This is a genomic window from Bacillus sp. EB V-12, from assembly GCF_056158125.1.
In genome coordinates this window covers 1-25,311 of sequence record NZ_JBUXJL010000022.1, presented here as the reverse complement: position 1 = coordinate 25,311, position 25,311 = coordinate 1, and the positions used below count along the sequence as shown (strand labels likewise).

Sequence of the window (25,311 nt, the reverse complement as noted above, 5' to 3'; positions counted from 1 at the left end):
ACAAGAATCTAAGACACTAAAACAAAAGTTTTTTCATTTATTTACAAAAAATTCAGTTAATTGTTTTTTTATTCATATAAATGTATATATCTTTTAGGTTTTATCCCTTATATGCATTTATAATATTTTTGTTTGCATATTTATTAGTTTTTAGACTATTAAAACTTTAAAAACTTTTCGATAAAATCGTTTGCCTCTTCTGTATAAGAAATATATACTTTGAGGTGTAAGGGTGAATACCTTATAAAAATTTAAAGGAGGTTTTTTTATGAAAAAAATGAAAAAGTTAGTGAACATTGCTTTAGCTGGAACTATCGGTTTAGGAGGATTGGGAGCTTTCGCACCAACAGATGCAAGTGCAGCTGAGGTCTCTCCTGCTAAAACTAATATTCCTACTAACATATCTACTGAATTACCTACTAATTTTGTAGAATCTAAGTTACCAAATGCAGCGAAAGCTAGTGCGAATTTAGATGTAAGTATAGATGTATTAGGTATCGCTAATTTGATTAGGAATGCTATTAATAGTCAAACTAATCGTTCAGGATTTGTAAAAGGCGTAATGGAATCAACATTTTATTCTGCAGGTCAACGTTATAATGTTATGGTTTTTAACTTAAACCAAAACTATGAGGATCGTTTTAACGGTGTTAAATTCTTCGGAACAACAGTATATGATGGAATCACTTTTGGAATTTGGGTATTTGAGGATGGGGAATTCACGAATAAAGGTGATGGCGGATGGATTAACTGGGCATTTAGAGGTTGGTTTGATCGTGATGGTGGCCATGTTAAATTTTATCGCCCATAAAAATAAACCACAAAATCAGCCAATTTTGCGGTTTATTAAATAAAAAGTATTATCTAAGCCTAGGAGATCATATTCTAAAATCAACTCCTAGTAAAAACAGTATAGATGATATTTATTAAAAAGAAAAGCACTCTCGGGAGTGTTTTTCTTTTTTTATTTAAAAATTAGGATTTTTAGGAATGGAAACAATAAACCCTTATTGTTTTTATTAACTGAATATCACGAAAAACAATAAGGCTGTTAGTATTTTTTATCATTTTAGCTAAGAAGACTTCTTTCTCAAGGAGTGTGAAAGGGCACAGTCCAGTGAGCAGGTGGGAGGCGTTCAATTAATATTAGAACATATAAAAAGACACTATGTATACATAGTGTCTTTTTATATGTTGACTTATTCTGAAAGAAAATGTAGTGATTAATCATAATTTGTTGGATACTTCTTGGTTAATAATATTATAACATTATCATAGAAGAATTTAAATGAATTTATTCATATATATAATTTTATTATATTCCATACGCATCTTAATTTCATTATATTTCCAAAAATTCCAGTTAATTTATTTTTATATCTATAATATAATTTAACTGCTAAATCGTAAAAAGGAGTTCTATTAGATATGGAGATGAGAAACTTACAAAAACTAATTGAAGACAAGAAAGTAGAATTAATTAAACTTGTAGATAAATATGGATTTAGACATCAGCAGGTGCTAGATTTAAGTCAAGATATAGATGTGTTAATAAATCAGATTATTTATATAAAACATAAAAATAAGTAGAACTCTGCATTTTAATGAGGATTACTTTGGGATATTTTAAATTGCTTAAAAGTAGTACAAATGCTGAATAGAAATTTTTGAAGCTTTTTAGATAAAGGGAGGTTTATAAATAAATAGACAGTCGTTATTTGATAAATAAAGAAGTTTGTGGAAATGAATGGCTTATATGAAAATATTTTTACGAGATTACATATAAAAGAGCAGCTAGCAAAAGCTAACTACTCAATACAAGGAGATACAGAGAAAACCACATTTAAATGGTTTTTGACATATAGCCTACATACAGTGTTAACGTAATATTTATTTTAAATCCAATTTATTTAAAGTAAACATACCAATAGATAAAATGGCTGCGCTATTCCCTATAATTGGAGGGATAGCTTCCGTTTTAAACGGTGAGTCAGATCCATCCCTGTATTTGTTTGTTGGATGTTTTTCAAGTTGTATTGGAGCGGCTATCGCATTAGGGTTTAGAGCTCAAAGGCATGATCCGAAATTAACTCTAAAAAGAGTTAATTAAGAAAGGAATAAGTGTAATGGACTTGAAAATAGATCCTATATATTTTTTATTTTTAATGTATGAATTGTACACGTTCTTTTGAAGAAAAGACACCATCAAATATACTATTTTGTCTAATTGGCAAATCAAAAGTTTACATAATATTTTTCTAGTAAACAATTATGAATTTAATAGTGTGATCAATACAGGAAGGAAATCTTTCATAAAATCAATTAAGTTATTTAGTGCTTCTTTCATCATAAATATCTAAAACTACATATTCATTAAGTTTTATTTATAAGAGCCATTCTTAGCTATGAGGAGGGCTTTCCTAATTTTCTTTAAATTAACTAACAAAGTTTAAACGAAGCTAGCGAAGTAGAAAATTTTCGTTATGAGGATAATTTAAAACCTTAAGCTAATTGTTGTGTGGTGAGAACTCAGTAAGTTGCAACACCCTGTAGTCATTAAACAGTGGAAAAAACGCTTATATTATCACTGTATTAAATCCTTAAACAAAATGACTAATCGTCTAGTATAGTCAACTGGACATATGATGTCTAGTTGTGTAAAATTTTACATGTAACTAAATCATTATAATTAGATAAACGAGTAACTTGGGGGAGAGACTACAAATTATGGAATCAAAGAAATCTAAATTTACCGAGAAAGTACAATCTATTAAAGGAAAGACAGCTGCAAAGTATGGGGCAACAGTTCTTCTATTCTTTGGGCTGACATCTTGTTATAACCAAAAAACCGATAGATTATCATCACAAGTAGAACATTATCAAGCAGAGTCAGAGAAATTAGCCAAAGAGTATGATGAATTAGAAATTAATTACATTAAGCTGAAGGCTAAACTAGATGCGATAGAGAATCTAGCCGAGGAGAAACCTGCAGAAGTTGATGACGCTGAGGAAAAACCTGTTGAGAAAGTGGAAGAGACGCTGATTCAAGATAAGGAGCCAGAGAAATCTGAAGAGGAAACACTCAAAGAGGAGCAATATGCAGCCCGAGAAAAGAAAGCATATGCGAATCTCCATTCTCTAGGAAATTTAGAAGCGCAGGAGACATACAAAGAACTAATTAAGCCGAAGCTTTCAAGATGGGCTAGTAAGGATATGTTACAAGTAGCTAAGGAGGGTGTAAGCTTTCGTGAGATAGATGATAGTAACCTACCATGGACCGATGTTACCGAGCTGAACGGAACAAGTACGAAGCATATCTATAAGAGTGGATTCGACCAATTAGAGATTTCATACAACTTTGACGGGACCATTACAAAATCTGAATGGAAAACAGGAGTGAACAAATAAGATGAAAAACTTAATGTCTACACTTACATCGTTAAATTTTGATAAAACTGTTATCGCATACTCGAACGGGGTTCAGGTCTTTAAAGGAACATTACAGGATTACTTATTTATGTCCCACCAAGAGAAGCAGGCACTGAAGGTAACAACATTCCGTATCTGCACTAAAGATGGGAACTAATATTTCTACATTTGAAAGATTACAAGAAGCGTAATCTTATAGCAGTAAGCGACATTCATAATATTAATGCAAGTAGAAACCCAGTTGTAGTTACAAATTTCGTAGGCTGGAGTAACGATGCTGTATCAAGTGTGCGTACACATTCGTATGGAGACCACACAATTATTTATGAGCATGAAAATGCACAAGGGCGTGCACTTGCACTTGCTAACACGGGTGCCGAATTACAGTATGGGGGACGGAGCTAGAACGTGGAATGATGAAGCATCCTCAACGATAGTAAAATCAAATTAATTACTATACTAATAAAAACAATGATCCTGAGAGTTTCAGGATCATTGTTTTTATTAAAGTACTGTAGTAAAAGATAGATAGATTAAGGTTTTGTGTAAAATCATCCAAAAGAAGTATTTCCTGTGTTCAGGTATATTTCTTATATTAGAAATCCATTATTATGTATACAAAATAGTAAAAAAAGAACTTGTAAAGGGTGGATGCATTATTTTGCAGAAAAAAACAAAGTAATGCATAAAATATTTAAAGGGATAATAAAAGAAATGCAACAAGAAGGTATCGTCCAGTATCAATCTAAAAAACTATTCTAATTTATTTATACACAAGAAAAAATAGAATATATAGAGGGTGCTAATCCATTTGTAGGTTACATCAAAAAAGATCTATTATTGAGAAAGAACAATAAACTTGAGATAATTTTATTATTGTGGAAATACTACTATGGATCTTATATAAATAAACAAGAAATATTATTTGTACAAAAGGAACAAAATATTCATCGATTTGTACAAAAGGTCCAAGAGGGGATTATTGAAGGCGCACAAAGAAATGTATTGTTTGTATAAAATAAATCATCTTTTGAGAACATCTACCAAGTTTTAATAGAAAAGAGAGGTTGGAAAGTAGTAATAATAAAAATAATTTTTTAACTGCAACCGATACAAGGTGAATAATTATTTGAATTTTAGGAATTATAAGTTGGATAAATGTAAATAAAATTACAGAAAACCACTTGTCAAACACAAGTGGTTTTTCTTTTAAAAAATTTTTATTGTTTATCTTCTTTTAAAGTTTGTAAACAAATATAGCTTAAAGTGCCGAATAAAGCAGTAATAAATGTCGAATGTGAAAGGGTAGAGATGATATTTAAGCTAGAAATTACAACAAATACACCACTAATTATCTGAGCGATGGTTAAAGCAAAAGCGACGATTGATGCATAATAAATGTCACGACGAGTTCCTTTATATTGTTTAATAGCAGAATCCTCATACCGTCCTTTAGGAACTGTTGGAATGAGAATCCTACCAGATGTAGTTAAAGAATAGAAATCTTATTTAGATGAGTTATATCTGCATCCAATGTAATTGAATACTTATCGTTTTCATAATAAACTAAACTTAAACTGCCATTTTGAAATTTTGGTTTATCCCAAACATGTTCGATATTTTGATTTTTAAAAAAGCAACGCATTAAACTCAAAACTGCTGTATGAGAAACAATAAGTACGTTTTGGTTGTCATGCTTTGAAATAACGTCGGACATAAATGTTTCTACTCTATTCAGAACATCATAAAAACTTTCTTTATTTTTTGGCTTATAAGACTCCGGTGAATGTAAAAATTGTTCAAAGTTGCAGCAATCTTCGTTTTGTATCTCTTGTTGAGTGAGTCCATCCCAATCACCTATATCCATCTCATATAAATACTTATCTTGGAGCAAGGTAATTTGGTGTGCCTCATTAATTACTTCAGCAGTTTTTAATGCCCTTCCGCTTGGACTGGTGTATATATAATCGATTTTTTCATCCCGAAGTCTCTGTTTTAAAGACTGTATTTGCTGGATTCCCATATTTGTAAGTGGGGAGTCTTTGCGTGACTCCATACGTCCAATGGATATACCTTCTGTTTCACCGTGGCGAACCAAGTATAATTTTATCAATTGAATTCCCCCTTAATAAATAAATTAGTATGCGGTTCATTACTAATCAATTTTGAATGAAAATCAAGTGAATCTAAAACCGCGTCATAGTAAGATAATTTTATAGGATTCCCATTTATACTGACACAATACTTGTAATTCCCACTTCACTAAATGCTTTTTTCACAACATTTTCAGCTTTTGATTGAATTTCCCCTTGCTCAACAAGCATATGGGCAGATCTTACAATTGCCTCGAATGCATCTTTAAAGTTAGAATTTGGGCTCATATTTTTTATCATTCCAAGCGTTATATCAAATAATGGCATCATTATATGTACCAATCTCCATAGATACTAGAAAGAATGTCTTGTTAGGTATACCGCTATTTATATGAACCCCTCCGTGATTATCCTTGGGATCATTTGTAATTGGTAAGTCTACATACTCCTTCATATGATCAGGCTGTGGATTATTTTCATATGCAGTTCCAGGTGCTTTCATAAATCGAAGTGCTTTTCCTTGCCAGGCAGGACAAAAAACTACCGATTACATCTGAAAAATGTTCATTTAGTACACCTGTTTCTCCGATATAATTAAGGTGATTGATAAATTGTGTGACACCATGCCCCATTTCATGTGCAATGACGTCAATTCCACGCGTAAAACTAAGGAATTCACTGCTATCTCCATCACCAAATATCATTTCGTTGGTTTCTCCATCCCATTCGGCATTCAAATGTTTATAACCAAAATGTACATTGAAAATTAAATCATAACCTTTACTGTCCAGTGAGTTTCTTTTTAACACATCATCTAGATACTCGAGAGTAAACCCGGAATAATCATATGCACGATTTACATCATCATCGTTTGTAGGTGGATCTTCTTCATCGCGCACAAGTTTTTTTCGAGTTTGTTCTGTTTCCTGACAATCGTAAACATGTCGTTTTGGTTATTTATCGCTACTAGTATGATGAGTATTTTTATCTTCTCCATCATTTTTATTATTCGATGACTTATTATGGGATTCTTCTTCGATTGCAAGGCTTTTTATCGCATGTTCATTTCCTTTTTCAGCTAATTCTTTAAGAATATATGAGGGGATAATTCCCTGTTTACGTTTATTCATAATATCTCTCCTTTAATAGTTGAAAATTTCACTCCGATATTTACCAAGGGAAAAATTAATGAGATATGTAAACATCATAATTAGTTATAAACCATCTCAATCAAGTTTATAGGTTGTAAAATCTCCCATTTGAAATCTGACCTCAGGTTAAAATCATAGATGATTTAAAAAGAGGACTTTATTCTCGCGCAGATGGAATTAATTAATAAAAGAGGTGGAACGAATTTAAAAGTGGGGTACTGAACAATTGTTTTAATAGTAAGCGTGCAGACATAAAGTGATAAATAGCCATTATCATAAATTTTATATGTACTTTCATGTCTTAATAAAAGGACAATGAAAGTCTAAACCTTTTGTACATAGGACAAAAAACTCAAAACTACTTAGCCAGTAATAATACAATAAGATAAAAATTAACCTTCATCTTATTAGGTTCCAAGAGTATAATTGTTACATTTTTCATTTGAAAATATGAAATGTCCTAATTGCTGAATTAACTATAACAAAATACTGTATTAAAAATAATTTGTAACATTATTAGTAAAGCACCTTTTTGTTACACCTTAATCTGTAAATAAAAATAAAGTATAGATTATGCCCTGAATTTACATATATCTCGGCTGAACTCCATTGAAGGGATGAGAGATTTATCTATAAAAAATCTACAAACCAGAAACCACTCAAAAATGAGAGGTTTCTGGTTGTTAATTTTAATATCAGGCCCTAATCTTTTACATCTTCTCTAAATCCTCTCGAGTTATAAAGCTACCAATACTTACTTTCTTTTCTGTAGTAATTTCTGTATTGAATGCGTGCATCAAAATTTCAGACAGAGGTGTTGTATCTGTATCATAGGCATAGCCAAGACTATGGTGGTTAAGTACACTATTGGGAGTAATACTGTTTCCCCAAGGTTTCATTGGATCATTTAAATTATGACCTGTTGGCCCGACTTCATTACCAGTTCCAGTAGGATGATATCCTTCATTTGAATTAGCAACCTGCCATTGAGCCCATAGACGATCAACATTTGCATGATGTAAGAAGAAGATAGGGTCATTCGGTGAGCTCATCCAATACATAGACCCTTGTGTAGCACCAGCTACCCATAAATGTACTTGATTGTGAATTCTTCCATCTCCATACCAACCTTCAAGTCGGTTACAAAAACTTGGTTTCGTTACCGTCATACTTGAAGGATTGTTTAAATCCTTGAATGCACGCCAAGGAGAAACATAATATGGTGTTTCTAATAAGCAATTTTGCACCTCTGAATTTGTTGGGAGATTAATCAATATAGTAGTTCCCGAGCTATTTTTTAAAGTCCCCAACTGACGGCGTAAGCGAATATCTTGAGGCTCGTCAGAATGGTGGTCATCAAAAAGGGTTAGTTTCCAATTATCACCTGTAAATGGGCCTGTTGTGACAGCATAACCTTGATTAGGATCACCATCACCTCCCATAAAATCATTAGTCCATGGACTCCCTGAAGCTGACGGATCAGTAGAGTTATTAACTGTCCAATCCCAATAGGGAAGTGTGACAGTAGAATCGATTTGTTGCAAATCTAATTCCAATTGATTTATAAAATATCGATGCCAAGGTAAAAATGCAGGACCTCCATGAGCAGATCCTGGTTTAGTCGATGTTTGGTTCATCATTGACATTAAATGCCAATAAACATAATCATCATAGCGACTTGTACTCCCCAAAGAGCTTGGTAAACGACTTGGTCTGCGTTTTAATTCTAATAATGCATTAGTAAATGCTAACCTTTCATTATGTGTTAGATTAGCTTGATTTTTTCTAATTCTCATAAGTAGACCTCTTTTAATTATAATATTTTATAATTTTAGAGTTTCCATTGTATAATTGTTTATCCTCAATTGTTTATTATCGATAAAATTATTTAATTTCCATTATCAACACTAATAAAATATGAGACCAATGGTTTGTGTGTTTTTTTGATACGATTAATTTTTACGATTTACAGCAAATTTTAAGAACTTACGTTTTAGTTATATTTGGTGGTAGTTCAATTAAATGAATACTTATCAGGTTACAAACATTATTTTTATCGTAATATATCAGTAGATACATTTTATGTTTATGAGGGATTAATTCTCTCTTAAAACTCATGTGTATCAATATAGTCTTAGTCACTGAAGAACACTCACGAAAATGAAAGTTTTTAAACCTCCAAAAGATATTCTTTTAATGGAGAAAGCACTCGATTATTCAGAGTGCTTTTTACCATGTACTAAACACTTTAAATACGACGAGTATAAAAATTGGGAGGAGAAAGTTGAATTTTGATAAATATATACATATAGGATCACAAGAATGCTTTGTATTGTAAGATAATATAAAGGGGTGTTTTTTATGAAAGATAAGGTAGGAGAAACACAAAGAAGAGAAAAATTAGAAATGATTTTTAATTATCCTATAAAAGGAGAAACCTATTTTTATGGGCCCTCATATAAATGGAAACAAGTTGTATTTCAACATTATAGTAAAATCAAACAAAAAGAAATGACAGTAGAGGAGCTCATCATAATTCTTCAAAAAGAAGATGTTCACTTTACACAATCTTCTTCTTTAGTTACCTACCCTATAATTGAATTTATAAAGCATATTGCAAAAAATTCTAAAGAAACAATTGAAAATTGAGTTTATAATTTCACATGAAATAGCAGAATCAATGAATAGGCAATTTTATTACATGTTTTACACAAGCATATTTCCCTCGGTGGAAATTTAAACCCTCTAATGAAAAACTATTAAATAGAATCGTAGGATAAAATTTATATGAACTTGTTTTGCAACAAATCATAAGTTTGAAATTTTTAGGTTATAGCTTAGATGAAATACATGGAATGATTAACAAAACTACATTTAATTTAAGTTTGAATGAAACATTAGAAATTCAAAAAAAGGCTATGGAAGAAAAAAAGAACATATCGAGACTGTATTAAAAGCAATTAATACGACCTTAATCACTTTAAAAGAAGAAAAAGAAGTAATTGGTGTAATTTTAATGCATCTAATTAGAAATATACAAACGGAAAATGAACAACGTAAATAGATTGAACAATATATGCCGGATAAAGTAGCTGAACATATAAATGAAAAATTTAAAGAGGATTCAACAACATCTGAAAAAGAGTATATTCGTTTTACAAATGGAGTAAAAAATTTAGTCGGAAAACCGATAGATGATCAAAAAGTGCAAGAATTGGTGGGGAGGTGGATACAGATAGCTAACGAATCTATCTGTTCTACAATGGAACTTATGGATGAAGAAATGGTTAAACAAATCGAAGAAATGAAAAAGGAAGAATTTCCAATGCCTCCATCTCCATTTACAGTGGAAGAAGAGAAGTGGTTAGAACAAGCCATGGATTACTATTTCATGCACAGCTCTGATATTGATCGAGAAAAAGAGAAATAAATCTTATACTGCATTTAACTATTAATTTTATTGAGTATTCTTTAATATTGGATAGGACTAATCAATTGAGACCAGGATTTATTGGTCCTATCTTTTTATATGTATGAATAATATCTGCTAATGCTTTTACACAATTTAGTTTCGTTGCTCTGCTAGTGTGTTTTTAATGGAGGAAATAAGGCTTTTTTCTTATACAAATTTTCTTAACGTGGATTTTTCCGAAATGCTGGCGGTATCCCTATAGGTCATTAGATAAGAATGGACGCATCTTACACAAGATTTAATGTGTTTAGTTTGGTAAATCTATAAAATTTTAGTCTAGAGATTATTGTCGAAATTAATGACCAAATATACAAGTTCAGAGTTTAATGTCTAAATAGTTTAGACTTTCTTTTCTTTTTACATGCATGCTTCTAGGGTAGGGGGGAGGTCAGCTTGCATCATCCAAGAGTTCGTTAAATTCAAATTTAATGAACTCTTGGGTAATGAGATTCTATTTCTACTATAGTAGAGTTTTTTTGGATTTTTAGGTTTATAATTTATAGATAATAGTTTAAGTTAAGTGATTATTTGAGCAGTCTAAAAAGAATTAATCGTTTTGTGTCCTTATAAGCTCAATAAATTAATTCTGGAAATAAAAATGTTTTTACACATTTCTCGGCTGAATCCCCTTAAATTTACAAACTTGGATAAGCGCACTTTCTATTTAGGATATTTTCACTCTGTTGCATTTATTGAGAATGACAAATATTTTGGAAAGTGACAAATGTTAAAAGAAAGTGAATTTTTATATGGAGCTACAGTAAATCCAAGTTTAATTGCCTTATCACCTGTTCCTCAATTTAAATGTCAATAGGAGTAATGGGAGATACTTTTTTCAATTTGAAATTTAGTATTATTTTGTACAGACCATCAATTTAGTACATCAAAAACAAAAAAATATATGAAGGCACTTATATGGGATAATTAAATTAAAAAATTTTAAAAGCGTAGAAAGATCTTATTTCTACGCTTCTTTGAATAAGTAGTAGATTTAGTGTTTTTTTAAATTTGTTATATAAGTTTTTACAGCTTGCAATAAGAATTCTTCCTGTCTCATACCGGCTTCCGCTGCCATTTGAACTACTTTTTGCTTGAATTCATGATTTGCATGAAAAGTTAATGGCTCTACATTACTTTTAAAGTAAATACCTTCTACATGTGGAAGGATCGTGCCAGATTTCATATGAGAATGTAAGTACTTAATCTCCTCTTGAAATTGCAATGGATCTACTTGTAATACAAAAGGTTTAATTTCTAATCTGATAGTATCTGATGAATTACTCAATCGCATATTTGTGACACCTAGCTCTTTATAAAATAAATTTATTAGATTATAAGTGATAGAATTAAATAGTTGAGGTTTTTTAAATGAAAAAGATAGATACCCTCGTTTTGTAATTACCGTTTTTTTATTGAAAGGTTCAAAGGAGTAATCATGTTCCTTATAAGTGGATAGAGGGAAAATTTCTTCGTCCTCTGTAATAACCTTGCCGTCTCCTCCATTAATCTCTATTACCCTAGCGTTTTTTCCGGTATGTAGATGTTTTAATAATTGATATAAATATATATCTTCATCTTGAATCTTAGTAATAAATGTTTTTCGCTCTTTTGTTTTAGTTTTTTCATAATCAAGCATAAAAATTTCTAGCTCTTCCTCATCGATAATATATACTTGTTTTCCTCGTTTTTCTACCATTGTTGCGGGTAATTTTCCGGATTTAATGTATGTAAAGATAGTAGATGATGCAACATTAAGAATTTCAGCTACTTCTTTCGTGCTAAGGCCTTTAACTTCATTTTTATTTTTTAAACGTTCAATATCCTCTAAATAGAAAATCTTACTACCGAATTGCTTCCAGTTATCTTTATATACACATTCTATTAATCCATCTTTTTCTTTTTTTAAAATTGTTTGTACCGTTACTCCTAATAAGTCGGCTGCCTCTTTTGTCGTTACAGTAGGTTTTGTAATGAACAATAAATCTTGTGTCATGATAGGACACCTCCATAACTATCGTTTGTTAATATTTTAGGTATGTATATATCATATCAGAATCTGATTTATATTTAAAATAAGAAATAGATTTTATTAAATATCGTATTCATTGTTATGGTTTGAAAACCTTTTTCATTCAATTTATATGTTGATGAATTCTTATAGTTGTTTTTATTATAAAATCACTATAAATTTTAAGTAGTTAACTGTTAATTAATATCTATTTGATAATAAATTATAAAAAAATATAATCATAAGTAAATGAAGAAGAATATAACGTTCTTACAGAAGAGGAATAAATTATCATTTGTATAATTAATAGAAGTAAAATAAAATAATAATTATAGGTAATAAATATAATTATATTCATAATCTTCTATAGGAGAGGTAAATTTGAAATATGAATAAAAAAAATGTAAAAGAAAATTTATCAATTATAAACAATAAAAGTGTGTATATGGATACATATGTAGAGAATATAAAAGATATCGTTCCATATCTATATAACAGCAGTTATGTAGATATGGTTGAAGATAAGATGGGGGTTGCAGAAAAAGAGGGAAAGGGTAAATATACGTATTTAAGTGACATAGAAGTCATTTATCATTTCGTACATTTACAAAAAGATATGGATGAGAAGAAGAATAGAAAAGAGGATACGAAAAAGAGTTATATCTCAGAAATCTTATCATTTTGTCAGTGCATGGTGCAGCATGCAGAAGAATTTGAATTGAATGGGGAAGAGGTACAGCAAAAGGACTCTTTATTGAAAACATTGCAACCTTGGCATATTCGTAAATACAATTCTTGGTTGAAACGGGTAGAGAACGGTAGGAATGGTGATACGTATGCAGTCGCGACACTTGCAAAGAAAACAGTGCTCATTCGTTCTTTTCTAAAACATCTTCATGTATTTTCTTATATTGAAAAGCCGCTTCATGAGGAACTACAGCGCGCAAATGTAAATGAGCAGGATCGGCCAAATCGGGACCTATCCTTTGATGAGGTTATGAAAATTTTAGGATTTTATAAAGAAAGAGGACATTTAGTAAACTATACAATTTTACTGGCTCTAGCAAGTACTGGTGCAAGAATTCAAGAATTGTGCACCGCGAGAGTGAAAGATTTACATTATGATGGAAAGTACTGGTTAAAAGTCACTGGAAAAGGGGATAAAGTGCGTGAACTTTTTATTTCGGAACATTTATATCAATGTATTTGTGAAATGAGGCTGAGAAGAGGATACCAAACGGTATTGGATAAAGGGGATGAGAGTCCGGTATTTATAAATCAAAGAGGAAATACTTATAACTCTAAAACATTATCGAATCAAGTAACAGATATGATAAAAAAGACAAACTTAGAGTTTCTACTGTATCGTGAAAATCCAGTAACGGCGCATACATTCCGTCATGCTTTTGCAATTATGGCAGTAGAACAAGGTAATGCAGATTTATATCATTTAATGCAAACACTTGGCCATGAAAATATTCAAACGACTAAAATATATTTAGAAAAGCATATGAAGCGTAAAAACAACGTTGGATCCACTTTCGCTGATATGCTGGTTTAAATTTTATGTAGTTTATAGGGGTATTTAATTATATATTTTTTACATAATTAAATGATGTATCTGTTTGTTTATTTATTGTGAAGAAAAATATAATTGGGAAAATAAATAAAAAGAACGAAATTCATTTTATACAGAAAAAACCAGGATGATTTTAAAAAGTTATCTTGGTTTTTTCTTAAATACACATAATTATTCATATTTCATAAAGTTAATTTGAGCTAATTATAAGTTAGCAGAATTTATATCTATTCTAATCTTGATAGTGTTAATAACATTATATAATTTGTAGAATTAGTTTATAGAGATTATGAAACTATTTTTCATTAGGTGTATCTAATTGATGATCGATTACAGTGCTGGACTTTTTATTCATAAGTATATAGATCCCACCTATGAATGATAAGATTACTGGATAGAAAATCGCCCAACCACTAAATGAGTATACAAAAATACATATAACCAAAGATAGGAAGGCCATCCACCAACCTATATCTTGAACTTTTAATAACTTAAGAGCGGCTAGCATTGTAAAAATATACGAGGTAATAAAAATTACACTAGGGCCTTTTAGAAGCATCTCTAAATTTGGTCGTGCTATACCATAAAAAATTAAAATACAACTAAAAATTCCGCCTAAAGCTAGTAAAACTCTAGTTGGAGTTTGGAATTTAGAATGTAATTTAGCAAAGAAGAAAGGGAAATGCCCTTCTCTGGCTTGGGCATAAATCATTCTTGAAAAACCTGCAATGTTAGCATGTACAGCACTAAAAGAAATGCAAATTGCTAAAATAGTGGTTATATATGTACCTATTGGTCCTAATCCTTTTGATATTAGAATACTAAGGGAAGCTATCTGGTTCTTATCACCATATGAGTGAGTCCCTATTGTTACAAAAGATATTGCAATGTACATAATTGAGATGCAAATTGCCCCTAAAAATAGACTAATGGAAATATCTTTAGCAGGTCTTTTAAACTCTTCAGCTAATGGGGTTATCATCTCCCATCCTACAAATGAGAAAAAGATAATTACAGAAGAAGCTCCAACAGAAGACCATCCGTTTGGTACAAAAGGTGTAAAAGAACTTAATTTTACATAGGGGATAGAAACGACAACAGCCACAATTATTAGAAGTGAAATTACACAAATGACAAACACACTCACTTTTGATGATAACTCAATTCCTTTAATATGTAAGAGTAAAGAAGTAATCAAAATTACTGCCGCGATGCCTATAACTCCTGCATTACTTATTGGAAAAACATAGTCAATATATTTGGCACCTGTTAAAGCGATAATAGGTACTCCAATAGGAATAGATCCTAACATAATCCACCCTAGGATGGCACTCGTATTTGCATTAAATGCCATTTGAACATAAGTTGTAATTCCTCCTGCGCTAGGAATCATCTTAGCAAGACGCGCCAGAGTTGCGACAATGGGAAAAGCTAATATAGACATGATAACCCAAGATAAAAGCGAAGCTGGTCCAGCGCTATTTGCAGTAATTGAGGGTAATATAAGAATTCCACAACCCAACACAGCTCCTATGGTTAATGCAATCCCTTGTACCCAAGTAATTGAACGTTTCAATGATTGTTGTGTCAAGATATTCAGCCTCTCTTTCGTTAATTGATATCAATTATATAAAGTTTTAAAAAAAGATAACATGCTATAATTTATGTATTAATTATAATTTTCTTAAAAAATTTAAGAATTATTAATTGTATTCTTAATTAATCAAGGGGAGATACATTAATGGATCAAACAGATTTAAAGATTCTTTCACATCTTCAGGAAAATGCACGTTTAAGTATGGTTGAAATAGGAAAGCTGGTAGGTTTGAGTTCCCCTTCTGTTACAGAGCGGGTCAGAAGACTAGAGGAACAGGGTGTCATTATAAGTTATCGTACGATTGTTAATCCGAAAGAATTAAAAAAACATATTACCGCGTTTGTTTTAATGGAACCAAGAGATTGCAACAAATATAAAAAATTTGCAATGGAACATCCAGATGTAGTCGAATGCCATCGTATTGCCGGTTTATATAGTTATTTAACAAAGGTAGTGACAGAATCAGTACATACACTCGAAGACTATATTAATTTGTGCTTAGAGTATGGAAAGCCTACAACCTTAATAGTGCTTTCTTCTCCAGTAGAACATAAATCATTTTTTACAGAGAGTGAAAAATCTTAATTACATATAAAAGATTATTCTAAATAAAAAGCGTAAATAAGCATTTACTCCAAAATGCACTAGTAGATAAAAATAAATAGCCGTGAAGTATTTATGAAAGGCATTAATATTAGTTGCTATTATGAGGGATATACTGAATATGATATAGAGGATTTATAAATAAAAATGGGCTGAAATAGCCCTTTTTATTTTCGTTTTGAAGAGGATTTTTCATATAAAAACAGCATAAAAAGGAGCCTACTAGGAATCCCCTTTTTATTTGGAACGTATCCTTTATGTTAAGGTTCATACAAAAAGTTCATTTTTTCTGATAATTAATATTTATACTAATAATGTAATTAATATACGCAAGAGTTTTATATTTCATTAATGTATTCCTTTTCATCTGCATGAATTATTTATTGCAACAGGTTTTCCGTCCAAAATAAGATATCCTAACTAAGGACAATATAAGTATCTTTATAATGATTTTCCAATATAATCAATGTGTTTATGAAAGGAACTCTGTGTTATTTTTGCTTTTTTACTAACTAATACAGCTTCAAACAAAGGACACAATTGCTACATACTAAGTGTAATTTATTAACCATTCAAAATTCTGTCTATTCAATCTTTCTAAAAATAAAAAAAGATTAAACTTATAAATATACAAGTTATAATGAGGGCGTCGAGACATAATTCAATACCTCTAGAGAAAATAACAAACCTCGTTTGGGTTTGAAAATTCTAAAGAACTTGCCAGTAATTTTTAAAAATTTGATATATTGATATGATTACTATACGGAGGGTAGTGAATCAGAAGGGAAGTTTATTCAACTCAATAAAGAAAGCGCTATCAAACAAATTTTATTTTAAATTGGTCATTCCAATAAATTAGATTCAACTGTAATTAAAAATAATAAATTATGGGGGTGTTTATATGAACATGAATGTAGCATCTATTAAAGAAAAAAAGATTGTTAAATACAAAAGTTGTTTTGATGTGATTGGGCCCATAATGATAGGCCCTTCAAGTTCACATACTGCAGGTGCTTTGGCTATTGGAACAGTTGCTAATAAATTATTTCAAGGTCTTCCCAAAAAAGTTGTGGTAAAGTATTATGAATCATTTGCTGAAACCCATAAAGGTCACGGAACTGATTTTGCAATTATTGCTGGTATATTAGGCTTAGCTGCTGATGACAGCAAAGTGCCAGATGCTATTAAAATAGCAGAGTCTAAGGGAATTGACATTACCTTTATTGAACAATTGGGTAATAGTCCTGCTGGTCATCCAAATACGGCAGATGTATATGCAGAGGATGAAAGTCGAAGTATTAGAGTAATGGGTATTTCGGTCGGTGGTGGGTTGATTGAAGTCAAACATGTTGAAATTGATGGATTTAGCTTAAATCTGCAGGGGCCATTGCCAGTTGTTATTGCGATTTCAGAAAGAGCTGACTTTGAATTTGTTTTACGCAGGATCTTTAAACAATATGATGTGGAAATTAACAACTTTCATAGTTTGGAAGATAAAACAAAATATTTATATGCATTCGCTTTGGATTCGATATTGCCAGGTAATGCTCAGAAGGAATTAGGAGATTTAAGCAATATAGCTAATCTTATTATTCTTTAGTCACATTAAGGAGTGAAAAATATGTATATGGCCATAAAAGAAATTGTGGATGCAGCTAATAAAAGCCAAAAGCAAATTTATGAATTAGCAATCGAACAGGAAATCAAACAAACTAAAACTTCTTATGAAGAAGTATGGAGTAAAATGGAACGAAATTTAGCGACTATGCAACATGCAATAAATAAAAGTATCGAGGGCGACGGTGTATTTTCTCCAACAGGTTTGACCGGAGGGGATGCTGTAAAAATTAAAAACTATCGAGAAAATAGGAAAACTCTTTCTGGAGATTTGATGGTGTTAGGGATTCAAAGTGCTATCGGTGTTAATGAAGTAAATGCTGCATTAGGAGCTATTTGTGCAACTCCAACAGCAGGTGCGAGTGGGACGATTCCGGGAGTCCTATTTAGTATTAAAGATACGTTGCAGTTAAATCATGAAGATATGATTCATTTTCTATTCACTTCAGCGTTATTTGGAACGATAGTCGCAAACAACGCTTGTATTTCAGGAGCGTACGGAGGATGTCAAGCTGAAGTAGGAAGTGCCTCAGCGATGGCGGCTGCAGCTGCGGTAGAAGCTGCGGGTGGAACCCCACAGCAATCTTCTGAAGCTTTTTCGACCGCATTACAAAATTTACTCGGTTTAGTTTGTGATCCGGTCGCTGGTTTGGTAGAAATTCCTTGTGTAAAGAGAAACGCCATTGGAGCGACAAATGCTTTAGCAGCAGCAGACATCGCATTAGCCGACGTAAACAATATCATCAATGCTGACGAAGTTATTGAAGCAATGTATAGGGTTGGAAGACAGATGCCTCGTGAGTTAAGAGAGACAGGTTTAGGCGGAATTGCGGCTACACCTACAGGGATTGCCATTAAAAATAAAATCTTTGGTGAGAAACAATCAAATCAATAAACAACTATCGAGAGCATTGTGAAATATTTAACAATATGTACTCTATTGTTCGCCTAAGGATGTCTGTATGTTGGGGGAATTATCAATAAAATATACTACTATATAATTAAAATATTTTGTAAGTGGTAACAAACCCTTGGGGTTGCAGCTTCGCTAATTTTTTGATTTTGATTAATTTAGAAGAGGGATATTCGTTGTGATGCACTATATAAGCAATTCATTTTTCAAGAACAGTCTATATTCCTATACCTTAAATAGAGAATTAAGAATAGGACACGAGGAGGAATTATTACATGAATGGGAATACTGCAAAAAACATAGAATTTCAAGCTGATAATACTGCAGTAAAAGATGAGAAATATCTAGACCCTAAAAAGTGGCATAAACAGGATACTACCTGGGCATTAAGCCTTTTTGGAACAGCAATTGGAGCAGGGGTACTCTTTTTACCGATTAATGCAGGTTCAGGTGGTTTATTATCATTGCTGTTAATTACCATACTTGCCTATCCTGTTATGTATTATTCACATAGGGCGCTTGCTAAAATGATTTACGCTTCGAACTCTGCCGATGAGGGGATTACAGGTACTATAAGAGAGTATTTTGGAAATAAGGCAAGTATCATTTTTAACATTGTATATTTCGTCTCCATTTATACGATCGTGCTGATGTACTCGGTCGCACTTACAAATACCGCTAGTAGTTTTATCGTGCATCAATTGCACATGCCGGAGCCTCCAAGGGCCATTTTATCACTTGTCTTAGTACTTGGTCTTATCGCTATACTAAATTTTGGTCAAGATATAACTGTAAAGATCATGAGTATGCTAGTGTATCCTTTTATAGCTTCTCTACTTTTTATTGCAATATCTTTGATTCCACAGTGGAATACGTCAATGCTTAGTTTTTCAAGTGTTTCTACTGCCTCAACAGGAACAGGATATTTAGGAACGATATGGATGATACTTCCAATCATCGTATTCTCGTTTAATCATTCACCTATGATTTCATCATTTGTTGTGAAGCAGAGAGCTAGTTATGGAATAGAAGCTACTGATGCCAAGTGTGCTCAAATACAAAAAGTTTGTTATATCATGACATTCGCTGTTGTTATGTTCTTTGTTTGGAGCAGTACTTTAAGTTTGACTCCAAATGATCTTATGGTGGCAAAAGAACAGAACTTGTCAATCCTATCATATCTTGCTAATGAGCTTAATTCGCCAGTAATCACTATTGCAGCTCCTATCATCGCGTTTGTGGCTATTACAAAGTCTTTCCTTGGCCATTATATAGGAGCGTATGAGGTAATGCGTGACATGATTATCAAGGCCGGTAAAAAACGTGGGAAAGATATAGGAGAAAAAACAGTTAAGACAATAATTCTTACTTTTGTCGTATTAACATGCTGGTATGTTGCTTATACAAATCCAAGTATTCTTGGAATCATTGATGCCCTGAGTGGTCCGCTAGTTGCTGCTATCTTATGTATATTACCAATGTATGCGATCCATAAAGTACCAGTACTTGCTAAATACAAAGGGAAAGCGAGCAATGTATTTGTCATTATTATAGGTATCCTTACTGTCCTAGCAAGTATTCAGTCATTATTCTAATCTACTGTTGTTAGTACTGATGCAAAAAACATGGGATATGAAAAAAATAAAAATTCTTATCGGAACTGAACTCTATATTGTTGAACTAAAGAGATTATGGTTTTGGACAAACTCCTCATCTTGGAGAGTTTGTCTTTTTAATTATATGCATAACTTTTATACTAGCTTAAACAGACTAGATTAATAGTACACGAAAACTTCATACAAACCACACATTAACTCCACTACTAGCACAAACTACAGTTGTATACTTTAAGTATCATTTTTTAACAATAAACATTCTAACATACTAATATTATGTAATATGGAAGTTATACTACATTAGAAGAAAACCAATAAGGGAGAGCGTATACTATGACAAGATTTGCGAATCAGCATGTAGAGAACACGATTTTAGAAGAGGATGTAGAGCTTTTAAAACTTATGGCACACCCAATGCGTTTAAAACTGATCAATGAGCTCTCTAAACATAAAACACTAAATGTAACCCAAATGACCGAAATTTTAAACATTCCACAATCAACAGTTTCCCAACACTTATCTAAAATGAGAGGGAAGGTTCTAAGAGGAAATCGTCAGGGGTTAGAAATTTACTATAGCATCGAAAACCAAAAAGCTGAAGAAATTATGGGATTATTAGGACCAATACAATAAAATATTAAGTTTACCATTTAAAGATTTACTTATATAGAATACTAAGCCCTCCTTGTTGTGGAGGGTTTTATTTATTAATTTTTTAAGTAATTATTACTTTAATCCAATGACATCAATATCTTAAATATGTCACGATTTAAAAGAAGAGGGAATATCAGCCGTTTTTCATACCTTATCAAATTGCGAAGTTCCTAAGGGTGGAGTAATCACGGAAGAAGGTATATTAGACAATACCATCTATACAAGCACTATGTGTATGGAATCTGGTGCATATTATTATCATACCTACGATTGTAGACAAATTAAAACCATTCATTTATTTGATGCAAACTAATTAGAATAGGTAAACTGTATAAAATACAAATTCAAGGTTCTTATGTAGTTTTAATCTATTTTCAAATGAAAAATCAATAACTCATAAATATTACAGCCTGCCAAAAATCAAAAAGGAAGCGTGATTAGCTTGTAGATTAAGCCTGTTTTAAAACTGATGTATACGGGGACAATCCCATAAACATCAGTTTTAAAAAATTAGATACTTTATTTATCAAGTTAATGCGAGTTATATCAGTATAGGAAACAGTGGAAATCTAAATCTTTGTTTATATGTTAATTACTTCAAACGTATCCCTTCGAATGCGTTTATAACCAAGTCATGTACATAGGATTCATCCAATTTTTCACCGGTTACTAGCAAGCGATAAAAAATTGGTCCGTAAATGAGATCGATGCTTAATTCAACATCGAGGTTTTCTTTTAATTCTCCTCTGTTAATTCCCTTCTCCAGAAGTTGCTTTGCTTGCAGTCGACGTGGCTGGAAATATCGAGCACGATATTCCTCTGCTAGTTTCGAATCAAATTGCCCTTCGCCAACTAACTCATTGATAATAGTTCCTTCTCGACTTATCAAAAAACTGGCCAAACTTGTAGCATGAATTAAAATATCATTCAACGCTGAACCTGTGTCAGGTACAGGCAATCTGGCAGCAGCAGCAGAAAGAAAACCATCCATTACCACAGCAGCCTTATTTGGCCACCATTTATAAATCGTAGCTTTGCTGACTTTAGCTCGGTCTGCAATTTTATCGACTGTGACTGCTTTAAAGCCACTTTCCAATAATAACTCATAGGACGCAGAAAGGATGGCCTTTTGGGTTTCGATATTACGTGGTCGACCTCTTTTACCTTGCACATTAATCATTCCTTTCAAAAACATAAACTATACGTTTAGTATACTTAATATGAATAAAAAACAAAATAGCCTATTTACAAAACTGAACGTTTAGTATATATTTTTAGTTAATTAATAAACTGAACGTACAGTTTATTAATTAACTAACTAACATCTTGTAATGGTATGGCTACATTTAGGTTCCAAAATTCGAAAATTAAATTGCTAAAAAACATTTAGAAAAGGGGGATAAACAAGAGGTGAAATTGGATCTTTTAAAAGCAGAATGTAGTTCAAACTTAATTTATTACAATAAAAAATGGTATCGCAGAAGTTCTTGCCAAGGCGATTTAGTAATTTTGAAATAAAAGTATGGGAGGAAGTAGTTATGTCTAATTTTAAAAATAAAGCAATTGATAAGGATATTTCATCAGGTTTAATCATTCTATTAGCAACTTCATGTGGTATTATTGTGGCTAATCTTTATTATGCACAGCCTTTAATTGGGGTAATTAGTAATGTAATTGGGCTTTCTAATAGTAGCGCTGGATTAATTGTAACGCTAACTCAAATTGGATATGTTGTTGGCTTACTATTTCTTGTACCTTTGGGAGATATTGTTGAGAATAAAAAATTGATACTTATATTGTTATTTTTAAGTGCATTTGCACTCATTTCCATGGTTTTTGTAAAAAGCGCAACTTTGTTGTTAATTGCTTCATTCTTTATCGGACTGGGGTCGGTCGCAGCGCAAGTGCTCGTACCTCTTGTATCATATCTTTCATCGGAAAATGCACGCGGTCTCGTAGTTGGCAATGTCATGAGTGGTCTGTTACTAGGTATTATGCTTGCGCGACCGATATCTAGTCTAGTAGCTGATATTTGGGGATGGAGTGCAATATTTGCTTTATCTGCTACTGTAATTATTGTCCTGGCGTTTGTTTTATCGAAAGTACTCCCTACAAGAAAACCAACAGCAAAAACAAATTATATCGTCTTACTTAATTCAATGTGGCAACTGCTACGAACTACTCCCATTTTACGTCGTCGCGCCATTTATCATGCTTGTGTATTTGGGGTTTTCAGCTTATTCTGGACCACTGTTCCATTATTATTATCTAGTCCGGCTTTTCATTTTTCTCAAACTGCCATAGCACTGTATGCACTTGTCGGAATTACAGGTGCAATAGCAGCTCCAATAGGTGGTCGTCTAGCTGATCGTGGCTGGACACGATCAGCCACTGGGATAGCTCTCACTGTTGTTATTATTTCTTTATTACTACCACTTATTATTCAAAGTAGTTCGCCCATCGGAATAGCTGTTTTAGTAATTGCTGCAATTCTGTTGGACATGGGAGTATCTGCAAACCTTGTGCTTAGTCAACGTTTAATTTTCTCGTTGAGTCCAGAAATTCGTAGTCGATTAAACGGGCTATTTATGGCTATTTTCTTTTTAGGAGGTGCTGTTGGATCCTTTATTGGAGGATGGGCATATGCCTTAGGAGGATGGAATCTAACATTATGGATAGGAATCGCTTTTCCGACCATAGCCTTGCTTTATTTTGCTAGTGAGAAATAGTTCTATAATCAAATTTAAATTGCCTGGATTCGTTTGAATGCTTATTCATTGGTATGTCTGAGTTTTATAGAATAATTGCGGTTAATTTGAAGTTTTTACATCAGAACCAGATTTTTTGTCTTTATTGCTTAAAGAGCACAATAGGATCACCTAGAGGTGCCGTAAAAATAGCTAGGAAGCCTTTCATACGATTAGTAAAATAGTTGTCTTTAAAATTATGAAAGGTACTAAATATATATTTGATATGGCTATAGACTAGGGCTTCGGCTCTAGTTTGTTTTTTGTTTGAAACAAATTACTAATTAATATATATAATGTGCTTATAGGCTTGAAAGCGAGTGGATAGAATGGCATTCAGCAAGGTACAAAACGAAACCACAAAAACTATAAAAAACAAAATCCAGAACAAGCAAAATACCACAATTAAAAAACTATGGCTAGAAGCTTAATTAAGAATCTTGCTATAAAAGAAGAAAAAGAGGAGAATGGTTGTGTTAGAAAATAAATTAGATATCCAAAATCAGTTGGAATTGAATCGAGTGGAAGAACGACTATCAAAAATGAAAATCAAAAGTTTATATGATTCAGGAGAGATAAACCACATAGAAGTTGGTACATTCAAGGGTCTTTCTGACATGCATAAATACCTATTGGAGGATATTTATTTCTTTGCTGGGAAGGTTCGAAAGGTCAACATAGCGAAGGGGAATTTTCGCTTTGCCCCTGTTATGTACCTAAACCATTCATTAGAGCATATTAGCACTATGCCACAAACAACCTTTGATGAAATTGTTGAAAAGTATGTTGAAATGAATATTGCCCACCCCTTTAGAGAAGGAAACGGTAGAGCGACTAGAATATGGCTAGATTTAATCTTTAAAAATGAACTTCATCAGGTGGTAGACTGGAATAAAATTGATAAAGAAGCTTATTTATTGGCAATGGAACGCAGCTCAATTAAAGATATTGAAATTAAGCATTTACTCCAAAATGCACTCGTAGATGAAATAAATAGTCGTGAAATATTCATGAAAGGAATTAATATTAGTTACTATTATGAGGGATATACCGAATATGATATAGAAGATTTATAAAAGAAAAAGGGCTGAGATAGCCCTTTTTGTTCTATAATATTCTACTTAATATCAATTTATAAAGAAATTCAAGTAATAAAATATGAAATAATACATATTATGATTACTTATTAAGATAAAATGTTATATTTTTGGGTGGAATATATAAATGGAGGAAATGTAATGAACAAGAATTTGAAATTTACTCAAATGATGATCGGGATTAGCACGATGGCATTATCATTTGGAAGTATTCAAACACAGGTATCAGCAGAAGAAACAGCATCCTATAATATCTTACAGATGAAACCAATGGGGACAGAAACTTCAAAAGATGAAATTGTACATGCTACAAAAGCGGACGAAACTTTGACTTTTGAAGAGCGTTTAAAAATAGGAGATTTTTCACAACGTCCTACTTTGGTTATGAAACGTGATGAAATTCAATTAAAGCAAAGCTACACTCTGGCAGAACTGAATAAAATGCCTAATAGCGAACTCATTGATACATTATCAAAAATTTCTTGGAATCAAATTACGGATTTATTTCAATTCAATCAAGATACGAAAGCATTTTATCAGAATAAAGAACGCATGAACGTTATCATTAATGAATTAGGACAACGAGGAAAGACGTTTACGAAAGAAAACTCAAAGGGCATTGAAACATTTGTTGAAGTATTACGTTCTGCTTTTTATGTGGGATATTATAATAATGAATTAAGTTACTTAAAAGAGAGAAGCTTCCATGACAAATGTTTACCAGCATTAAAAGCG

At 32.0% G+C, this 25,311-nt stretch carries 23 protein-coding genes and 4 pseudogenes; 18 read left to right on the top strand and 9 right to left on the bottom strand.

What is annotated here, in order from left to right; all coding sequences use genetic code 11:
* Nucleotides 1-268: 268 nt before the first annotated feature.
* The 5 genes and pseudogenes from ACZDYH_RS29110 to ACZDYH_RS29090 form a co-directional block, all read left to right on the top strand.
* A complete protein-coding gene (locus ACZDYH_RS29110) occupies nt 269-811 on the top strand; it encodes a stress protein (protein WP_434714863.1) in 543 nt (180 codons plus the stop codon).
* 617 nt (nt 812-1,428) lie between these two features.
* The gene (locus tag ACZDYH_RS29105; protein ID WP_000425960.1) at nt 1,429-1,590 is read left to right on the top strand and encodes an aspartyl-phosphate phosphatase Spo0E family protein; all 162 of its coding nucleotides are present in this window, start codon (nt 1,429-1,431) and stop codon (nt 1,588-1,590) included.
* Between the two features lie 346 nt (nt 1,591-1,936).
* A pseudogene (locus ACZDYH_RS29100) lies at nt 1,937-2,110 on the top strand (DMT family transporter); the annotation flags it as partial.
* 617 nt (nt 2,111-2,727) lie between these two features.
* On the top strand, nt 2,728-3,408 hold the full coding sequence (locus ACZDYH_RS29095) for a hypothetical protein (protein WP_434714865.1): 681 nt from the start codon (nt 2,728-2,730) through the stop codon (nt 3,406-3,408).
* A 240-nt stretch (nt 3,409-3,648) separates the two neighbouring features.
* Nucleotides 3,649-3,880: pseudogene (locus tag ACZDYH_RS29090) on the top strand (hypothetical protein); the annotation flags it as partial.
* Nucleotides 3,881-4,918: 1,038 nt separating this feature from the next.
* Here ACZDYH_RS29090 and ACZDYH_RS29085 read toward each other — a convergent pair.
* The 6 genes from ACZDYH_RS29085 to ACZDYH_RS29060 all read right to left on the bottom strand — a co-directional run bounded on the left by ACZDYH_RS29085 (nt 4,919) and on the right by ACZDYH_RS29060 (nt 8,469).
* Nucleotides 4,919-5,542: a histidine phosphatase family protein gene (locus ACZDYH_RS29085; protein ID WP_098281089.1), complete on the bottom strand. Its 624-nt coding sequence runs from the start codon at nt 5,540-5,542 to the stop codon at nt 4,919-4,921.
* Nucleotides 5,543-5,657: 115 nt separating this feature from the next.
* Nucleotides 5,658-5,852, bottom strand: coding sequence for a hypothetical protein (locus ACZDYH_RS29080; protein ID WP_474887863.1), 195 nt, complete (start codon nt 5,850-5,852; stop codon nt 5,658-5,660).
* Nucleotides 5,836-6,024 (bottom strand): M4 family metallopeptidase, encoded by a 189-nt coding sequence (locus ACZDYH_RS29075; protein ID WP_434714871.1) that lies wholly within the window; start codon nt 6,022-6,024, stop codon nt 5,836-5,838. Before ACZDYH_RS29075 ends, ACZDYH_RS29080 begins: the two co-directional genes overlap by 17 nt.
* Nucleotides 5,999-6,421: a gluzincin family metallopeptidase gene (locus ACZDYH_RS29070; RefSeq protein ID WP_474887861.1), complete on the bottom strand. Its 423-nt coding sequence runs from the start codon at nt 6,419-6,421 to the stop codon at nt 5,999-6,001. Before ACZDYH_RS29070 ends, ACZDYH_RS29075 begins: the two co-directional genes overlap by 26 nt.
* A gap of 54 nt (nt 6,422-6,475) precedes the next feature.
* Nucleotides 6,476-6,652 (bottom strand): hypothetical protein, encoded by a 177-nt coding sequence (locus ACZDYH_RS29065; protein WP_434714875.1) that lies wholly within the window; start codon nt 6,650-6,652, stop codon nt 6,476-6,478.
* A 731-nt stretch (nt 6,653-7,383) separates the two neighbouring features.
* Nucleotides 7,384-8,469 carry a tyrosinase family protein gene (locus tag ACZDYH_RS29060; RefSeq protein WP_474887859.1) on the bottom strand — a complete coding sequence of 362 codons (1,086 nt, stop codon included), beginning with the start codon at nt 8,467-8,469 and terminating at the stop codon, nt 7,384-7,386.
* Nucleotides 8,470-9,034: 565 nt separating this feature from the next.
* Here ACZDYH_RS29060 and ACZDYH_RS29055 point away from each other — a divergent pair.
* Together ACZDYH_RS29055 and ACZDYH_RS29050 are read left to right on the top strand one after the other, a co-directional pair.
* The gene (locus tag ACZDYH_RS29055; RefSeq protein WP_098281091.1) at nt 9,035-9,322 is read left to right on the top strand and encodes a hypothetical protein; all 288 of its coding nucleotides are present in this window, start codon (nt 9,035-9,037) and stop codon (nt 9,320-9,322) included.
* A gap of 427 nt (nt 9,323-9,749) precedes the next feature.
* Entirely contained in the window at nt 9,750-10,103 is a 354-nt protein-coding gene (locus ACZDYH_RS29050; protein ID WP_434714880.1) for a TipAS antibiotic-recognition domain-containing protein, read from the top strand.
* Nucleotides 10,104-11,136: 1,033 nt separating this feature from the next.
* On the opposite strand, the gene ACZDYH_RS29045 is transcribed toward ACZDYH_RS29050, so the two are convergent.
* Nucleotides 11,137-12,138 carry a helix-turn-helix domain-containing protein gene (locus ACZDYH_RS29045; protein ID WP_434714888.1) on the bottom strand — a complete coding sequence of 334 codons (1,002 nt, stop codon included), beginning with the start codon at nt 12,136-12,138 and terminating at the stop codon, nt 11,137-11,139.
* Nucleotides 12,139-12,541: 403 nt separating this feature from the next.
* Between ACZDYH_RS29045 and ACZDYH_RS29040 the strand changes: the two genes are divergently transcribed.
* Nucleotides 12,542-13,714 carry a tyrosine-type recombinase/integrase gene (locus tag ACZDYH_RS29040; protein WP_474887856.1) on the top strand — a complete coding sequence of 391 codons (1,173 nt, stop codon included), beginning with the start codon at nt 12,542-12,544 and terminating at the stop codon, nt 13,712-13,714.
* A 313-nt stretch (nt 13,715-14,027) separates the two neighbouring features.
* On the opposite strand, the gene ACZDYH_RS29035 is transcribed toward ACZDYH_RS29040, so the two are convergent.
* Nucleotides 14,028-15,323, bottom strand: coding sequence for an APC family permease (locus ACZDYH_RS29035; RefSeq protein ID WP_434714891.1), 1,296 nt, complete (start codon nt 15,321-15,323; stop codon nt 14,028-14,030).
* A gap of 150 nt (nt 15,324-15,473) precedes the next feature.
* On the opposite strand from ACZDYH_RS29035, the gene ACZDYH_RS29030 reads away from it, so the two are divergent.
* From ACZDYH_RS29030 to ACZDYH_RS29000, 7 genes and pseudogenes are all read left to right on the top strand, one after another.
* Nucleotides 15,474-15,914 carry an Lrp/AsnC family transcriptional regulator gene (locus ACZDYH_RS29030; protein ID WP_474887854.1) on the top strand — a complete coding sequence of 147 codons (441 nt, stop codon included), beginning with the start codon at nt 15,474-15,476 and terminating at the stop codon, nt 15,912-15,914.
* Between the two features lie 38 nt (nt 15,915-15,952).
* Nucleotides 15,953-16,073: pseudogene (locus ACZDYH_RS29025) on the top strand (protein adenylyltransferase Fic); the annotation flags it as partial.
* Between the two features lie 760 nt (nt 16,074-16,833).
* Nucleotides 16,834-17,532: a serine dehydratase beta chain gene (locus tag ACZDYH_RS29020; protein ID WP_084064404.1), complete on the top strand. Its 699-nt coding sequence runs from the start codon at nt 16,834-16,836 to the stop codon at nt 17,530-17,532.
* 21 nt (nt 17,533-17,553) lie between these two features.
* Nucleotides 17,554-18,444 carry an L-serine ammonia-lyase, iron-sulfur-dependent, subunit alpha gene (gene sdaAA, locus ACZDYH_RS29015; RefSeq protein WP_474887852.1) on the top strand — a complete coding sequence of 297 codons (891 nt, stop codon included), beginning with the start codon at nt 17,554-17,556 and terminating at the stop codon, nt 18,442-18,444.
* Between the two features lie 293 nt (nt 18,445-18,737).
* Nucleotides 18,738-20,057, top strand: a complete 1,320-nt coding sequence (locus tag ACZDYH_RS29010) for an aromatic amino acid transport family protein (protein ID WP_434714898.1) — start codon at nt 18,738-18,740, stop codon at nt 20,055-20,057.
* A 354-nt stretch (nt 20,058-20,411) separates the two neighbouring features.
* On the top strand, nt 20,412-20,711 hold the full coding sequence (gene pagR, locus ACZDYH_RS29005) for a transcriptional repressor PagR (protein WP_000196515.1): 300 nt from the start codon (nt 20,412-20,414) through the stop codon (nt 20,709-20,711).
* Between the two features lie 133 nt (nt 20,712-20,844).
* Nucleotides 20,845-21,042 (top strand): annotated as a pseudogene (locus ACZDYH_RS29000) (linear amide C-N hydrolase); the annotation flags it as partial.
* A gap of 282 nt (nt 21,043-21,324) precedes the next feature.
* Here the strand turns inward: ACZDYH_RS29000 and ACZDYH_RS28995 are convergent.
* Complete coding sequence (locus tag ACZDYH_RS28995) at nt 21,325-21,912, bottom strand: TetR/AcrR family transcriptional regulator (protein ID WP_100249670.1); 588 nt, start codon at nt 21,910-21,912, stop codon at nt 21,325-21,327.
* A 358-nt stretch (nt 21,913-22,270) separates the two neighbouring features.
* Between ACZDYH_RS28995 and ACZDYH_RS28990 the strand changes: the two genes are divergently transcribed.
* The 3 genes from ACZDYH_RS28990 to ACZDYH_RS28980 all read left to right on the top strand — a co-directional run.
* Entirely contained in the window at nt 22,271-23,461 is a 1,191-nt protein-coding gene (locus tag ACZDYH_RS28990; RefSeq protein ID WP_474887849.1) for an MFS transporter, read from the top strand.
* A gap of 485 nt (nt 23,462-23,946) precedes the next feature.
* Nucleotides 23,947-24,555: a protein adenylyltransferase Fic gene (fic, locus tag ACZDYH_RS28985; RefSeq protein ID WP_434714903.1), complete on the top strand. Its 609-nt coding sequence runs from the start codon at nt 23,947-23,949 to the stop codon at nt 24,553-24,555.
* 162 nt (nt 24,556-24,717) lie between these two features.
* Nucleotides 24,718-25,311: M9 family metallopeptidase N-terminal domain-containing protein (locus ACZDYH_RS28980; RefSeq protein WP_474887846.1), on the top strand; the 594-nt coding region annotated here is incomplete at its 3' end.

Bases quoted from the DNA above. Each gene is read 5' to 3' on its own strand.
- ACZDYH_RS28995 (WP_100249670.1), bottom strand. From the start codon at position 21,912: ATGATTAATGTGCAAGGTAAAAGAGGTCGACCACGTAATATCGAAACC.
- ACZDYH_RS29050 (WP_434714880.1), top strand. From the start codon at position 9,750: ATGCCGGATAAAGTAGCTGAACATATAAATGAAAAATTTAAAGAGGAT.
- ACZDYH_RS29040 (WP_474887856.1), top strand. From the start codon at position 12,542: ATGAATAAAAAAAATGTAAAAGAAAATTTATCAATTATAAACAATAAA.
- ACZDYH_RS28990 (WP_474887849.1), top strand. From the start codon at position 22,271: ATGTCTAATTTTAAAAATAAAGCAATTGATAAGGATATTTCATCAGGT.
- ACZDYH_RS29010 (WP_434714898.1), top strand. From the start codon at position 18,738: ATGAATGGGAATACTGCAAAAAACATAGAATTTCAAGCTGATAATACT.
- ACZDYH_RS29060 (WP_474887859.1), bottom strand. From the start codon at position 8,469: ATGAGAATTAGAAAAAATCAAGCTAATCTAACACATAATGAAAGGTTA.
- ACZDYH_RS29055 (WP_098281091.1), top strand. From the start codon at position 9,035: ATGAAAGATAAGGTAGGAGAAACACAAAGAAGAGAAAAATTAGAAATG.
- ACZDYH_RS29020 (WP_084064404.1), top strand. From the start codon at position 16,834: ATGAACATGAATGTAGCATCTATTAAAGAAAAAAAGATTGTTAAATAC.
- pagR (WP_000196515.1), top strand. From the start codon at position 20,412: ATGACAAGATTTGCGAATCAGCATGTAGAGAACACGATTTTAGAAGAG.
- ACZDYH_RS29110 (WP_434714863.1), top strand. From the start codon at position 269: ATGAAAAAAATGAAAAAGTTAGTGAACATTGCTTTAGCTGGAACTATC.
- ACZDYH_RS29105 (WP_000425960.1), top strand. From the start codon at position 1,429: ATGGAGATGAGAAACTTACAAAAACTAATTGAAGACAAGAAAGTAGAA.
- sdaAA (WP_474887852.1), top strand. From the start codon at position 17,554: ATGTATATGGCCATAAAAGAAATTGTGGATGCAGCTAATAAAAGCCAA.
- ACZDYH_RS29030 (WP_474887854.1), top strand. From the start codon at position 15,474: ATGGATCAAACAGATTTAAAGATTCTTTCACATCTTCAGGAAAATGCA.
- fic (WP_434714903.1), top strand. From the start codon at position 23,947: ATGGTTGTGTTAGAAAATAAATTAGATATCCAAAATCAGTTGGAATTG.
- ACZDYH_RS29045 (WP_434714888.1), bottom strand. From the start codon at position 12,138: ATGACACAAGATTTATTGTTCATTACAAAACCTACTGTAACGACAAAA.
- ACZDYH_RS29065 (WP_434714875.1), bottom strand. From the start codon at position 6,652: ATGAATAAACGTAAACAGGGAATTATCCCCTCATATATTCTTAAAGAA.
- ACZDYH_RS29075 (WP_434714871.1), bottom strand. From the start codon at position 6,024: ATGAAAGCACCTGGAACTGCATATGAAAATAATCCACAGCCTGATCAT.
- ACZDYH_RS29095 (WP_434714865.1), top strand. From the start codon at position 2,728: ATGGAATCAAAGAAATCTAAATTTACCGAGAAAGTACAATCTATTAAA.
- ACZDYH_RS29080 (WP_474887863.1), bottom strand. From the start codon at position 5,852: ATGATGCCATTATTTGATATAACGCTTGGAATGATAAAAAATATGAGC.